This window comes from Prevotella sp. RM4 (assembly GCF_000701965.1).
Lineage (GTDB): Bacteria > Bacteroidota > Bacteroidia > Bacteroidales > Bacteroidaceae > Prevotella > Prevotella ruminicola.
Window position 1 is genome coordinate 154,641 of the sequence record NZ_JNKG01000007.1, and the last position, 15,486, is coordinate 170,126.

General features: G+C 50.5%; 10 protein-coding genes. 8 read left to right on the forward strand and 2 right to left on the reverse strand.

The features are described from left to right. From gcvT to T499_RS0101880, 6 genes are all read left to right on the forward strand, one after another. On the forward strand, positions 1-1,110 hold the full coding sequence (gene gcvT / locus T499_RS0101855) for a glycine cleavage system aminomethyltransferase GcvT (RefSeq protein ID WP_033149522.1): 1,110 nt from the start codon (positions 1-3) through the stop codon (positions 1,108-1,110). A 5-nt stretch (positions 1,111-1,115) separates the two neighbouring features. After that, positions 1,116-1,496: a glycine cleavage system protein GcvH gene (gcvH, locus tag T499_RS0101860; RefSeq protein WP_013064567.1), complete on the forward strand. Its 381-nt coding sequence runs from the start codon at positions 1,116-1,118 to the stop codon at positions 1,494-1,496. Positions 1,497-1,608: 112 nt separating this feature from the next. Next, entirely contained in the window at positions 1,609-2,925 is a 1,317-nt protein-coding gene (gene gcvPA / locus T499_RS0101865) for an aminomethyl-transferring glycine dehydrogenase subunit GcvPA (protein WP_033149523.1), read from the forward strand. Beyond that, positions 2,922-4,331, forward strand: a complete 1,410-nt coding sequence (gcvPB, locus tag T499_RS0101870; protein ID WP_033149524.1) for an aminomethyl-transferring glycine dehydrogenase subunit GcvPB — start codon at positions 2,922-2,924, stop codon at positions 4,329-4,331. Before gcvPA ends, gcvPB begins: the two co-directional genes overlap by 4 nt. A gap of 20 nt (positions 4,332-4,351) precedes the next feature. After that, positions 4,352-5,605 (forward strand): dihydrolipoyl dehydrogenase family protein, encoded by a 1,254-nt coding sequence (locus tag T499_RS0101875; protein ID WP_033149525.1) that lies wholly within the window; start codon positions 4,352-4,354, stop codon positions 5,603-5,605. 57 nt (positions 5,606-5,662) lie between these two features. After that, positions 5,663-6,220, forward strand: a complete 558-nt coding sequence (locus T499_RS0101880; RefSeq protein ID WP_033149526.1) for a TlpA family protein disulfide reductase — start codon at positions 5,663-5,665, stop codon at positions 6,218-6,220. A 15-nt stretch (positions 6,221-6,235) separates the two neighbouring features. Here the strand turns inward: T499_RS0101880 and T499_RS0101885 are convergent, their stop codons facing one another. Together T499_RS0101885 and T499_RS0101890 are read right to left on the reverse strand one after the other, a co-directional pair. After that, a complete protein-coding gene (locus T499_RS0101885; protein WP_033149527.1) occupies positions 6,236-6,823 on the reverse strand; it encodes a phosphoribosylglycinamide formyltransferase in 588 nt (195 codons plus the stop codon). Next, entirely contained in the window at positions 6,824-7,723 is a 900-nt protein-coding gene (locus tag T499_RS0101890) for a diaminopimelate dehydrogenase (protein WP_013064713.1), read from the reverse strand. A 202-nt stretch (positions 7,724-7,925) separates the two neighbouring features. On the opposite strand from T499_RS0101890, the gene ruvA reads away from it, so the two are divergent. Together ruvA and sprA are read left to right on the forward strand one after the other, a co-directional pair. Then, the gene (gene ruvA / locus T499_RS0101895; protein WP_028906969.1) at positions 7,926-8,528 is read left to right on the forward strand and encodes a Holliday junction branch migration protein RuvA; all 603 of its coding nucleotides are present in this window, start codon (positions 7,926-7,928) and stop codon (positions 8,526-8,528) included. A gap of 123 nt (positions 8,529-8,651) precedes the next feature. Next, positions 8,652-15,485 (forward strand): T9SS outer membrane translocon Sov/SprA, encoded by a 6,834-nt coding sequence (sprA, locus tag T499_RS0101900; protein ID WP_084162853.1) that lies wholly within the window; start codon positions 8,652-8,654, stop codon positions 15,483-15,485. Position 15,486 lies beyond the last annotated feature (1 nt).

Sequence of the window (15,486 nt, forward strand, 5' to 3'; positions counted from 1 at the left end):
ATGGCAATAAAACAAGAACTAGAAAAGAAAGAAAAGCGTACTTGCTTGTACGACAAGCATCTACAGCTTGGTGCCACCATGGTAACGTTTGGTGGTTTTGACATGCCCTTGCTTTATCAGATGGCTGGTATTGCTCCCGAGCATACGGCCGTTCGCGAGCATGTGGGCTTGTTTGATGTTTCGCACATGGGCGAGGTAACCGTAAAAGGTCCTGATGCCGAGCGTTATGTGCAGCACATTTTTACCAACGATATCGCTGGTGCTCCTGTGGGCAAGATCTACTATGGTATGATGTGCTACGAGAATGGTGGTACGGTTGACGATCTGTTGGTGTATAAGATGGGCGAGAACGATTTCTTCCTGGTCATCAATGCCGCTAATATCGATAAGGACTGGGCCTGGATGCAACAGAATGCCGAGGGCTTTGATATCGACCTGCAGAACCGTTCCGACTTCTATGGTCAGATAGCCGTTCAGGGTCCTGAGAGCGAGCATATCGTTGAAACGGTATTGGGCTTGCCTTGTGCCGAACTGGTGTTTTATACTTGTAAGACTATTGGCGATGTTATCATCTCTCGTACAGGTTATACGGGCGAGGATGGCTTTGAGATTTATGCCAACCACGACTATATCCGTGAGTGCTGGGACAAGCTGATTGCAGCAGGTGTTCAGGCTTGTGGACTGGGTTGTCGCGATACCCTGCGTTTCGAGGTGGGCTTGCCACTTTATGGCGACGAACTCTCTGAGGAGATTACCCCAATCATGGCAGGCTTGGGCATGTTCGTCAAGTTGGATAAGACCGAGTTTATTGGTAAGGAGGCACTGGCCAAGCAAAAGGCCGAAGGTCCTGCTAAGAAGCTGGTGGGTATCGAACTGATGGATAAGGCCATCCCCCGTCATGGTTACACCGTGCTGAATATGGCAGGCGAACCTATCGGTGAGGTAACAACTGGCTATCACACCTTATCTACTGATAAGAGCGTGTGTATGGCACTTATTGATGCACCATATGCCAAACTGGATACCGAAGTGCAGATTCAGATTCGCAAAAAGGTATTCCCTGGCAAAGTGGTAAAAAAGCAATTCTATACTAAAAATTATAAGAAATAAATATTATGGCTAAAGTAATTGAAGGACTCTACTACTCAGAGTCTCACGAATTTGTTAGAGTAGAAGGTGATTTTGGTTTTGTAGGTATTACCGACTATGCTCAGAATGCGCTGGGCAATGTGGTTTATGTAGATATGCCTGATGTTGACGACGAAGTTGAAGCAGGTGAGGAGTTTGGTGCCGTTGAAAGCGTAAAGGCTGCATCGGATCTGATTTCGCCCGTTAGTGGCACCGTTGTAGAGGTTAACGAAGCTCTCGACGACCAGCCTGAACTCATCAACCAGGATGCCTTTGAGAACTGGATTATCAAAGTACAGCTCAGCGATCCTTCTGAGGTTGAAAACCTGATGGATGCCAAGGCCTACGCTGCTTTCTGCGAAAAATAATTATTAGGCACGGATTAACACGGCTTTATAAATAAAGACGCGGCTCTTTACAAAAAAAAGCAGTGCCTCTCTAAAGAGAGCCGTGTTAATCCGTGCCAAAAATATACTATCTATGGATTACAAATACTTTCCGCATACAAGCGACGACTTGCAGGCGATGATGGAGAAGGTGGGGGTGACAGACTTGGATGGTCTGTATGCCCAGATACCCGATGCCATCCGCTTTAAGGGCGACTACCAGTTGCCCTCGGAGATGAGCGAGTTGGAAGTGCGCCAACTGTTTGATAAGTTGGGTTCGCAGAACCAACAGCTTACCTGCTTTGCAGGCTATGGTGTTTACGATCACTATATGCCATCTGTTATCCCCAGTTTGCTGCAACGTTCAGAATTCCTCACCTCATACACCCCGTACCAGGCTGAGATATCACAGGGCACTTTGCACTATATCTTTGAGTATCAGAGTATGATGGCCGAACTGACAGGTATGGACATCTCTAATGCTTCGATGTACGATGGTACTACCGCTACTGCCGAGGCTATGATGATGGCTGTTGCCGCAGGTAAGAAACAGAACAAGGTGCTGGTATCAGCAGGTCTGAATCCCAAGACCCGCGAGGTGCTCGATACCTATGCCCTGCATCAAGGAATCGAACTCGAAACCATCCCTCTGAAGGATGGTGCTACCGATCTCTCAATGCTCAAATCTCAACTCGCAAATGGTGGCGTGGCTGGTGCTATTGTGCAACAGCCTAACGTATATGGTATTGTTGAAGACTTTACCGGTTTTGCTGAGGCTTGTCATGAGCAGAAGGCTCTGTTTGTCATGAACAGTGTGATTGCCGACTTGGCTGTGCTGAAGACACCAGGCGAGTGGGGGGCTGATATTGCCGTGGGCGATGGTCAGAGCTTGGGTATCCCCATGCAGTTTGGTGGTCCTTACGTAGGCTATATGTGTTGCACCGAGAAGTTGATTCGTAAGATGCCAGGACGCATTGTGGGTATGACCAAGGATAATCGCGATCAGCGTGCCTTTGTACTCACTCTTCAGGCTCGCGAACAGCATATCCGTCGTCAGAAAGCCACTTCAAACATCTGTTCTAACCAGAGTCTAATGGCGCTCTTTGTTACCATGTATCTGTCGTTGATGGGTAAGCAGGGAGTGAAAGAGGCCGCAGAGCTCTCGTATGCCGGTGCACATTATCTGTGCGACGAACTGGTTAAAACTGGTAAGTTCCATCTGGCTTTCGACAAACCATTCTTTAATGAGTTCTACGTAAAGTATGATGGCAATGTTGATACTCTCTCTAAGCACTTGCTGGATGCAGGTATATTGGGTGGCGTAAAGCTGGGTGATGGCATTCTGTTTGCTGTTACCGAGAAGCGTACCAAGGAAGAAATTGATAACCTCGTAAACATTGCTGCCCTATGAACAACCGATTATATGGAAATCTGATCTTTGAGCTCTCAAAGGAGGGCCGCAAAGGCTATAGTCTGCCTAAGAATCATTTTGGCAGTTACGAGATACCTGCAGAGATGAAACGTGCCGAAGAGGCTCAGTTGCCTGAGTGCGACGAGCTCACCGTGGTGCGCCATTATACCAACCTCTCTAATAATAACTTTGGTGTTGATACGGGCTTCTATCCGCTGGGTTCATGTACCATGAAGTACAATCCCAAAATCAACGAGGAGATGTCCGCTCTGCCCCAGTTCCAGAATCTGCACCCTGAGCAACCTGTCGAAACGGTACGTGGTGCGCAGGCTTTGGTAACCCTGTTGGAAAAGTCGCTCTGCGCACTCACAGGTCTGGCTCACTTCACCTTTAAGCCCTATGCCGGTGCCCATGGTGAGTTAACGGGACTGATGACTATCGACAATTATCATCGTAGTCGTGGTGATATGGCGCGCAAAAAGGTGATTGTGCCCGATAGCGCCCATGGTACCAATCCTGCCTCGGCCGCTGTGTGTGGCTTGGAGATTGTTGAGGTGAAATCGTTGGCTAATGGTCAGGTTGATTTCGAGGATCTGCAACGCTTGGTAGCTGAGCAGGGAACTGAGATTGCCGCTATGATGATGACCAATCCTAATACCCTCGGACTGTTTGAAACTCGTATTCCTGAGATTGCCCAGTTGATTCATGACTGTGGCGGATTGATGTATTACGATGGTGCCAACCTGAACCCGATGCTGGGCGCTTGTCGTCCTGGCGATATGGGCTTTGATGTGATGCATATTAACCTGCATAAGACTTTCTCAACGCCTCATGGCGGTGGTGGTCCTGGCGCTGGTCCTGTGGGTGTTCGCGAGGGATTGCAGGATTGCTTCCCATTTGTGTCGCCCTATCAGGGTAACTATGGTGTGATGATGCGTGCCTATGCTTACATCCTCTCGTTGGGTCGTGAGCATGTCAAGGAGGTTGGTCCGTTAGCCACCTTGAATGCCAACTATATCAAGGAGTCGCTCAAGGATGTGTACGAACTGCCTATCGACACCATCTGTTGTCATGAGTTTGTGTTCGACGGACTGAAGGATAAATCGACGGGTGTTACCACGATGGATGTGGCTAAGCGATTGCTCGATTACGGCTATCATGCGCCAACCATCTACTTCCCCTTGTTGTTCCACGAGAGCTTGATGATCGAGCCTACGGAGAACGAGTCGAAGGAAACGCTGGATGGCTTTATTGCCGTGATGCGACAGATTGCCGAGGAGGCTAAGACCGATCCCGAACTGGTGAAGGGTGCTCCACACAATACGCCTATTGGTCGTGTGGATGATGTCCTCGCCGCTAAGCATCCAGTGACGACTTATCGTCAACTCCAGGCAGAAAATGTTTAATGTTTAATCTTTAATGTTTAATGTCTAAGGTTGATCTCATTATCATCGGCGCGGGCCCAGGTGGTTACCGCGCCGCTGAATATGCCGCTAAGCAAGGCTTAAAGGTGGTTATCTTTGAAGGCTCAGAGGTGGGGGGTACCTGTTTGAATGTGGGTTGTATCCCCACCAAGACCTATGTGCATAGTGCTACCTTTGCTGAGGCTCGCGAACGCATGGCAACAGTTGTTAGTCAGCTTCGTCAGGGTGTTGAGGGCATCCTTTCGCATCCCAATATCACGTTGGTTCGTGAGAAGGGTGTGTTTACAGATGCTCATACTGTTGGCGATTATACTGCCGACAACATCATCATTGCTACCGGCTCCGAAACCAAGTGGCTCCCCATCAAGGGTAAAGATGCTCCTCGTGTAGTCGACTCTACTGGCTTGTTGAATCTCGAAACCCAGCCCAAGCGCTTGGCAATTATTGGTGCCGGTGTGATAGGTATGGAGTTCGCCTCGGTGTTCAATCGCTTTGGTACTGAGGTAACGGTGATTGAGTATCTGAAGGAGTGCTTGCCAGCCCTTGATAGCGATATCGCCAAGCGCCTGCGTAAGTATCTTGAAAGGCCACGGGTAGGCGACGGAACGTCGGGAATGAAAGGCGGTATCACCTTTAAGATGAAGACTGCTGTAGAAGATATTGCCGATATCGATGCCGATGTTGTCCTGATGGCTACAGGTAGAAAACCTCGTGTGCAGGCTGACTTTGCCAATGCTGGTATTGAGTTCGATGAGCGCAAGGGCGTTACCGTAGATGATCACTTCAAGACTACCGTTAATGGCATCTTCGCTATTGGCGATGTAAATGGCAAGCAGATGCTGGCTCATGCCGCTGAGATGCAGGCCATCCATGTGGTGAATCAGATTATCGGCAAACCCGACAATATCCGTTTTGATATCATGCCTGCGGCCATCTTTACACAGCCCGAAGCCGCTTGTGTGGGTCCAACCGAAGACCAGCTCAAAGCCGAAGGTATTGCTTATGAGTGCAGAAAGTCGTTCTGGCGTGCCAATGGTAAGGCTTTGGCGATGGGCGAAACAGAGGGTATGTTGAAGTTGTTCGTGTCACCTGAGGATGGTGCCATCTTAGGTTGTCATGCCTATGGCGCCCATTCGGCTGATATTGTACAGGAGGTGAGCGTGCTGATGTGCAAACATACCACAATCGCCGAACTCGCCGATATGGTACATATCCATCCGACCCTCTCGGAGATATTAAAAAACGCTGTAGAATAGTCCCTACAGCGTTTTGTCGTTTCAGATGATTGTTAAAATATTCATGAGGAATCATCCATGAGAAAGTTTCTGCTCTGGTTTCTGGCTGCGCTGCTGATGACCGCCTGTGGCGGGTGTTCAGCGACTGACGACAAGGTTGTCGGTGACGAGGTGATGGATGCCGACAGCCTTGTGGTGGGCGACCAGTTGCCAGAGTTTGAGGTGACGATGAACGACGGTTCGGTGGTGCGCACTGCCGACCTCCAAGGCCAGCCTTCAGTGGTGGTGCTGTTTTCTGTAGATTGTCCCGACTGCCGCCATGAACTGCCCGAGGTGCAGAAACTGTGGGATAGGAGTCGCCAGGGCGAATTGACGGGCAATGGCAAGCCCCTGCCCATCGTGCTTATCGCCCGTAAGAACCTGGCAGAGGATATTGAGCCCTTCTGGAAGTTTGCCGAGTTCTCGATGCCCTATTCGCCACAGCCCGACCGCAAGGTTTATTCGCGCTTCGCCCCCTCGCGCATCCCTCGCATCTACATCAGCGATGCCAGCGCCACCATCCGCGTGGCCTATGCCGATACCGGTATGCCCACCGCAGAGACCCTCGCAGAAGAAATATCCCGCTTGAAAGAATAGACCAATATGATTACCTCATGAACCACAAATGTTGTCTGCAGTGCTTTTGATGATATCTTCCACTACTTTGGGGAAGTATTTCATTTCCAGTTGGTGCTCTTTCTCGGCGATGTCATCTACAGTGTCATTGGGAGAGATGGCAACCTTGTATTGGGCGATAATCTCACCTGAATCGCATACAGGCGTTACCCAATGAACAGTCATGCCAGTCTCGGTCTCCCCAGCAGCTTTTACTGCCTCGTGCACGTGGTGGCCCCACATTCCTTTGCCGCCGTACTTGGGCAATAGGGCAGGGTGGATGTTGATAATGCGGTGTGGATAGGCATCTATCAGAAAACTGGGAACCAGAGGCAGAAAGCCTGCCAATACGATAAAATCGATGTCGTACTTCTTCAGCAGAGGTAGCATTATTTTAGGGTCGTTCAGTTCGGCTTTAGGTGTTACAGCTGTTGGCACATTCAAACGCTCGGCACGAACCAGAGCGTAGGCATCAAACTTATTGCTGACTACGAGCGCGCAATTCACACGCTCGGAGCCAGCAAAATATTTAATCAGGTTTTCGCAGTTGGTACCGCCACCTGATACGAAAATCGCAATGTTCATTTATACGAGATGCTCAATAAGGTCGGCACGGTCACCAGGCAGCATATCAATGACAGGAATCTCTACCATTGTGTAGCATCCGGGTTGCAGACGCATAGAGGCACGAGCAACGTTAACCAGAACCTGACCAGTGAGTGCAGGGTTGTTAATGCTCATGTTGAATTCCAGACGCTGGTTCTGAGTCTTACCGCTCACACCCTTGCGTACCAGGTTTACACCATGTCCCATATCGCGAACGTCGTCAACGCTCTCTACCTGGAACACGTGAGTCTCGTCAGAAGCGAAGTAAGGATCGGCCTTGATAGCCTTTGTTACCTCTTCGAGCTTAGCGCCCTCTTCCAGCTCTACATATACCATACGGCGGTGGATACCCTCGCCCAAGGGGATAGTCATGCTCAGTGCATTCTTAACACCCTCTTTAGAACGTACGCATACACTGTGGCCCATCGACATACCAGGTCCGAAGTTGGTGTAGCTCAATCCCTTTGGAGCCAAGCTCTGCATCAGGGTACGTACGATTGAATCAGAACCTGGATCCCATCCTGCGGCAATCACACTAACGGTGTTTGTCTCTTTGTTCAGCTTCATCAGACGCTCACGATAGCCACGAATCTGTGTGTGGATATCGAAAGAGTCAACAGTGTTAATGCCCAATGGCAGAATCTGGTTAGCATACTCCTCACAGCTACGTGTTGGGGTAGCGAGGATAGCTACATCTACATCCTTCAGGTCGCGGATATCCTTCACAACCTCATACTGTGCCAGCTCGGCGGGCTTGTTCTCAGCGCCATTACGACGCACGATACCAGCTACTTCAAAGTCGGGAGCGGTCTCGAGAGCCTCAAGCGCATACTTACCGATGTTGCCGTAACCTACTACGGCTGCTCTGATTTTCTTCATGTTTTATTTATTCTTTTGATGATTATTTCTATGTTTGCGGTTGCAAAAGTAATGCTTTTATCTTAAATCGCGTAACTATTTGACGTGAAAATTATCTAAAAACTTTCAATTTGTGACGAATTGAAACTTTCTTGCCTTTAAATACAATAAATTGTAAGGTTTCTACGTTTATTTAGATGTATATATACAAAATAGTAAGTTTATGATTGAATACATTAAGGGAGAACTGACCGAGTTGACTCCCGCTTTAGCAACTGTCGAGGCATGTGGTGTAGGCTACGGTCTGAACATATCACTGAATACATTCAGTGCCATCCAGGGAAAGAAGGAGGTAAAACTCTATGTTTACGAGGCTATTCGCGAGGATGCACACGTGTTGTTCGGCTTTGTAAACAAGAAGGAGCGCGAGATGTTCCTGTTGTTGATAACTGTGAGTGGTGTGGGGGCCAACACAGCGCGTATGATGCTCTCGGGCATGAGCGTGGCCGAGCTTTGTAATGCCATTTCAACGGGCAATGCCAAGTTGATACAAGGCATTAAGGGCATTGGTAAGATGACGGCCCAGCGTATCATCGTTGATCTGAGGGATAAGATAGTAACGTTGGGTATCTCGGATGAGATTCCTGCAGGTGGACAGATAGCGGCACCAGTAAACAACCAGGTCAAGGACGAGGCTATCGCAGCACTCACCATGCTTGGTTTTGCCCCAGCCCCCACACAAAAAGTGGTGCTTCAAATCCTACAGTCGCAACCCAATGCCCCTGTTGAAGAAGTCGTAAAACTCGCCCTTAAGCAGATTAAGTGATAAATATAGGCACGGATTACACGGATTAACACGGATTATTTTTATTCTCCGCGAGGAAAATCTGTGTAATCCGCGTAATCCGTGCCAAAAATAATTGTTATGAGGCGGATTGTTGGATTACTGATGGTGGCTTTGTTCGCGTGCGCGGGAGCGTATGCGCAGACGAAGAACTACCTGAAGACACCCGAAAATATCCGCGAAACGGTGGAGTATAACGATTCGCTGAACGTTTATTACATCGGACAGAAGATGGGCGATTCGTACCTGAATGTGCCCACGCTGATGACGCCCGAGGAGTATCGTCAGTATGTTGAGAAACGTGCCTTGCACGATTTCTTTCACAAGAAAAACGAAGAGAACATCCAGAACGCCGGTAAGGATAAGTTCGACCTGATGGATATGCACTTCGACCTGGGACCGGCCGAGAAGATTTTCGGTCCTGGTGGTGTGCGTATCAAAACCCAGGGTACCGCCGAACTGAAGATTGGTGGTAACATCAAGAAGATTGATAACCCCTCATTGCCCATCCGTAACCGTAAAACTACCTCGTTTGATTTCGACGAGAAGGTGAACCTGAACCTGAACGGTAAGGTGGGCGACAAGGTGAACATGAACCTGAACTACAATACCGATGCCACGTTTGATTTCGATGCCCAGAATCTGAAGTTGAAGTACGAGGGTAAGGAGGACGAGATTATCAAACTGGTCGAGGCAGGTAACATCACCTTCCCCAGTAACAACTCGTTGGTAAAAGGTGCCAGCAGTTTGTTTGGTGTGCGTACCGATATGCAGTTCGGACGACTGAAACTCCAGACCGTGCTCTCGCAGAAGAAATCATCATCCAAGAGCGTCTCATCGAAAGGTGGCACACAGACCACTGCTTTCGAACTCGATGTGGCCGATTACGAGGAGAACCGTCACTTCTTCTTGTCGCATTACTTCCGCAACCGCTACGATCAGGCCATGAGCACCCTGCCAAACCTCACTACCGGTATCGAGATAACCCGTGTGGAGATTTGGGTGACCAATAAGACCGGCACCACCTCGAATACCCGTAACATTGTGGCGGTAACCGACTTGGGTGAGGGTTCGCAGCGTGTGCCTGATAATGCCGCTAACAACCTGTATAACACCCTGACTACCCAGTATGCCGATGCGCGTGATATCGACCAGACCAATAGTGTGCTGGCTGGTATGCCCGATTTTGAGAGTGGTCGCGACTACGAGAAACTGGCCAGTGCCCGCTTACTCACCTCATCCGAATACACCGTTAACAAGGCCTTGGGTTATATCTCACTGAAGAGCGGACTCCAGACCGATCAGGTGCTGGCCGTGGCTTACGAGTTTACTTTGGGTGGTGTGACCTATAAGGTGGGCGAGTTTGCCGCAGATATTACCGAGACCTCCAAGGCACTCTTTGTGAAGTCGCTGAAGAACACCTCGAATAATCCTTCGCAATCCAACTGGAAGCTGATGATGAAAAACGTGTATTATCTGGCTTCGAAGGTCGAGAAAACCAAGTTCCGTTTGGACATCAAGTTCCAGAGCGATACAGCAGGTGTGTATCTCACCTATATCCCCGATCAGCGTGTGAAAAACACAACGCTCCTGAAGATGTTGGGGTGCGACCGTCTGGATAATAACAATAAACTGCATTCTAATGGCTACTTCGATTTTGTTGAGGGCTACACCGTAAGCGATGGTCGTGTATTCCTGCCTTCTGCCGAACCTTTCGGTGCCTACCTGCGCCAACAGTTGCAGAAGAACGGTTTGCCCGCATCCGAGGCTGAGAAATATGTGTTCAGCGAACTGTACGACTCAACCAAGACGGTGGCCAAACTGATAGCCGAGAAGGATAAATACATGCTGGTGGGCCAGTATAAAGGCTCGTCGGCCAATGTCATTTCGTTGGGTGCCATGAACGTGCCTCACGGCTCGGTGGTGGTTACGGCAGGTGGCATGGTGCTGACCGAAGGTTCCGATTATTCGGTAGATTACTCAGCAGGCGAGGTAACCATCCTGAACCAGAGCATCATCGATGCGGGTACCAACGTGAACGTGTCGCTCGAGTCGGATACCGAATACGGTATGCAGCGCAAAACCATGTTAGGCGTCAACTGGGAGTACGAACTCTCCAAGAGTCTCACTATCGGTGGTACGCTGATGCACCTGAGCGAGCAGGCACTTACCTCGAAGGTAACCATGGGTGAGGAACCCTTGAGCAACACCATCTGGGGTCTGAGCATCAACTGGAAACAGGAGAGTCAGTGGCTCACTACCATGCTCAATAAGATACCTTTCCTGCATGTAAAAGAACCCTCGCATATCTCGTTTACCGGCGAGTTTGCCCAGTTGATTGCTGGTCGTGCCCGTGGCACCCAGGACAATGCTTCGTATGTGGATGACTTCGAGAATACCAAGAGCTATCTGGATATGAGCAATCCCAAGGAGTGGACACTCTCGAGTGTGCCCTCGATGTTCCCCGAGAGTGGCGATAAAACGGGTGTTACCAGTGGCTATAACCGTGCCCTGTTGGCTTGGTATAATGTCGATCCCATCTTTACCCGTCGCAGTTCTACGCTCACCCCTGCTCATATCAAGAGCGACCTGAATCAGCTCTCCAACCACTATGTGCGCGAGGTGTATGTCAAGGAACTGTATCCCAACCGCGACCAGAGCACCTATAACGGCGCCACCTCAACCCTGCCCATTCTTAACCTGGCTTACTACCCCCAGGAGCGTGGTCCTTACAACCTCTCGTTGGGTCTTAACGCCGATGGTACCCTGCAACAGCCCGAAACCAAGTGGGGCGGTATGATGCGTAAGATTGATACCAACGACTTTGAGCAGGCCAACATCGAGTATATAGAGTTCTGGTTGCTCGATCCGTTCATCTATACCCGTGAGCAGGGTAGGGCTTCGGATTATGCGGGCGACCTGTATTTTAACCTGGGCGAGATATCCGAGGATATCCTGCGCGATGGCAAGAAATTCTACGAGAGTGGCATGCCCGTGGATGGCAGTAACAATTTTACCACCACTCAGTGGGGAAAGATACCCGTGCAGGCCACCCAGACCTATGCTTTTGCTACCACCACCGGCTCGCGTAAAAAGCAGGATGTGGGTTACAACGGATTAACGGATGAAGAGGAGCAACAGTATGGTGCCTACCACGATTGGTTGAATGCTGTGAATGGTGTGGTAACCAACGACAGCACCCTACAGGCCTGGCGACAGGACCCTGCAGGCGACGATTATCACTACTATCGTGGCACCGATTTCGACAACGAGCGCAAGAGCATCCTCGAACGCTACAAGCGTATCAACAACCCTCAGGGCAACTCACCCGAGACCGAGGACCAGACCGAGAGTTACGATACCAGCTATAAGAGCGGTCCCGATGTTGAGGATATCAACCAGGACTACACCCTGAACGAGTACGAGCGCTACTACCAGTACAAGGTGCGTATCAGTCCCGAGATACTCGAAGCCTACCGTAATGGTGTGCCCCCTGCCGATTGCTTTATCACCGATATGCGTACCAGTAGCGTTAAGTTGCGTAACGGCGATACCACCAGCGTTAACTGGTATCAGTTCCGCATTCCGCTTACCGAGTACGAACGCAAGGTGGGTAGCATCAGCGATTTTACCAGTGTGCGCTTTATGCGTATGTTTATGACGGGCTTCCAGAAGCCTATCGTACTGCGATTCGGTTCGCTCGACCTGGTACGTGGCGAGTGGCGTGTGTATAAGCAGAGCTTAGGCACAGGTGCCGAGGGTGGAACCATCGAGGTGAGTGCCGTGAACATCGAGGAGAACAACGATAAAACACCCGTTAACTACGTGTTGCCCCCAGGCATCAGTCGTGTTACCGACCCCTCACAGCCCCAGTTGGTTGAGAACAACGAGCAGTCGCTTGATATGGTGGTGAAGGATTTGCAGCATGGCGAGTCGAAGGCCGTTTATCGTAACATGAACCTCGACCTGCGCCAGTACAAGCACATGCAGATGTTTGTGCATGCCAACCACCTGGTGCCCGATGCCACCCAGTTGCAGAACGGCCAGTTGGCTGTGTTTGTGCGTATGGGTAGCGACTATAAGAATAACTACTACGAGTACGAGATACCCCTTCAGCTCACCCCCGACCGTAGCGATTACAGTAAGTATGCCACGGCCGATCGCCGTATGGTGTGGCCCGAAGAGAACATGCTGGATATCAATCTTGATGTGTTTACCAAACTGAAGAAAGCCCGTAACCAGGCCAAGGCACAGGGTATCGGTAGCTTTAATCAGGTTTATAGCGAGCCCGACCCTCGCAAACCCAACAACACGGTACGTGTGCAGGGTAACCCTACTCTGGGCGAGGTGAAGGTGATGATGATAGGTGTGCGTAACATCTCCGACCAGGTGAAGTCGGGGGAGGTGTGGGTGAACGAGCTCCGATTGATGGATGCCAACAACAATGGCGGTTGGGCGGCATCGGGCACCATGAACGTGCAACTGTCTGATTTCGGTACCGTGAACCTCTCGGGCCGATACATCAGCGATGGCTTTGGTGGACTGGAGGAGAGTGTGATGCAACGCTCTACCGACACCCAGAAGGAGTACTCGTTTACCGCCCAGTTAGAGTTGGGTAAGTTCTTCCCCGACAAGGCCAAGGTGAGTGCGCCATTGTATTACTCGGTGAGTCACGAGGAGGTGCGCCCACGTTATAATCCGCTCGATTCGGATATGCGCCTGAGCGATGCCTTGGAGAGTGCCGCCAACCAGCACGAGCGCGACAGCATCGAGAGTATTGCCGTTACCAAAACACGTAACACCAACTTCGCGCTGTCGAACCTGCGCTGGGGATTGAAAACCAAGCGTCACCCTATGCCTTACGATCCCGCCAACTTCTCGTTCTCGTACAGTCATGCCCATCGTAACACCTCGGGTAAGACCACCGTTTACGAGCGTGAAGACCAGTGGCGTGGCGCCCTGAACTACGCTTACTCGCCCGTGTATAAGACCTGGGAGCCGTTTAAGAAACTCAAGGGAAAGTCGAAGTGGCTCAACTTCCCTAAGTCGATAGGTCTGAACTACCTGCCCCAGAGCATCTCGTTCAATACCGAGATGACGCGTAACTACTACGAGCTACAAGAGCGCGACCTGGAGAGTCTGGAGAATCAGAACCTGCCGCTTACATTCTCCGAGCAGTTCCTGTGGAATCGTGATTTCTCGTTGCGATGGGACTTTACCAAGAACCTGCATTTCACCTTCCAGTCGGCCACCCGTGCCGAGATCGAAGAGCCCTACACACCGATCAACAAGGACCTGTATCCCGATCAGTATGTGGCGTGGAAGGATTCGGTAAAACAGAGCATCCGCAACTGGGGTACACCGCTCGATTACCAGCAACAGGTAACTGCCTCGTACCAGTTCCCGCTCAACAAACTGCCCATCTTCGATTGGGTGAATGCCGATGCCTCGTATAGCGGTCGCTACACCTGGGTGCGTGGTACCGAGTTAGAGGATGGCACCAGTCTGGGTAACACCATCACCAGCAACCGTCAGGTAAACATGAACGTGGCGCTTAATTTCGTCACCCTCTATAACCACATCCCCGCTCTGCAAAAGGCCAACAAGAGCAACAAGGGGCCCCTGCGTGTGCTCATGATGCTGCGTAGTATGAACATCAGCTATCGCACCCAGTATTCGATGTTGTTGCCCGGCTTTATGCCCAATGTGGGCGATATGTTGGGTCAGAATCGTACTGATGGATTGCTGACACCAGGACTGGATTTTGCTTTCGGACTGATGGGCGATGGCTATATCGATAAGGCACTTGGTCGCAACTGGCTGTTGCAGAACGAAAGTGTATCCACCCCTGCCAATATCAACACCAGTAAGGATCTGCAGATAAAGGCGGTGCTCGAGCCTATCCGCGACCTGAAGATCGATCTCACCGCCTCGCGTACCGATACCCGCGCCAAGAGTGTTCAGTATATGTACGATGGCATGCCCACCACCTTGAGTGGTACGTTTAATATCACCACCATTTCTTTGCGAGGGGCACTGGCAGGTATGGGTAATGCCAACAACGGCTATCGTTCGGCCGCTTTCGACCATTTCCGCGAGCTCATCCCCGAGTTCCAGCAAAGGGTAGGCGAGGAGTATTCGCCCCAGGTGCTTATCCCGGCTTTCCTGTCGGCCTATACCTCGGGTGCAGGCAAGTCGCTGGCCATCTTCCCGTCGCTGGCCCGCCTGTTGCCCAACTGGAGTGTGCGTTATGGCGGACTGTCGAAACTAGCCTGGGTAAAGGAGCATCTGAAGAGTCTGAACCTGAACCATGCTTATAAGAGCATTTATAGCGTGGGTAGCTACGTCAATACCAGCTATTCTACCGTGAGCATCAACGAGGCCTTCTCGCCCCTGCTGGGTGTGGATGCTACCTTCCAGAACGACCTCACGGCTAAACTGGAATACCGCACCACCCGTGTGCTCAATCTCTCGATGACCAGCATTCAGCTCAACGAGTCGCTCAGTAAGGACTGGGTGGTTGGTCTGGCTTATAAAATCCGCGATTTTAATCTGTTTGGTGCCAAGGGCAACCGCACCATCAGCAAAGCCCAGAACCCCCGCAAAAAGAATGCAGGCGATAGCCAAAATGTTCAAAACACAAAGCTCCAAGTTCAAAGCAGAAAGACCGGTGTTAACCACGACTTGAACCTGCGCCTTGATATCTCGTTGCGCAAGCAGGCGGCCATCACCCGCGATATCGCCACGGGCGTGTCGTCGGCATCCAGTGGTAACACAGCCTTCAAACTCTCGTTTATGGCCGATTACACACTCTCGCGTTTGCTTACCCTTACGGCTTATTACGATACACAAACAAATACGCCGTTGTTGTCAAGCAATAGCTATCCCACAACGACGCACGATTTTGGTTTATCTATGAAGTTCTCGTTAACCCGATAAA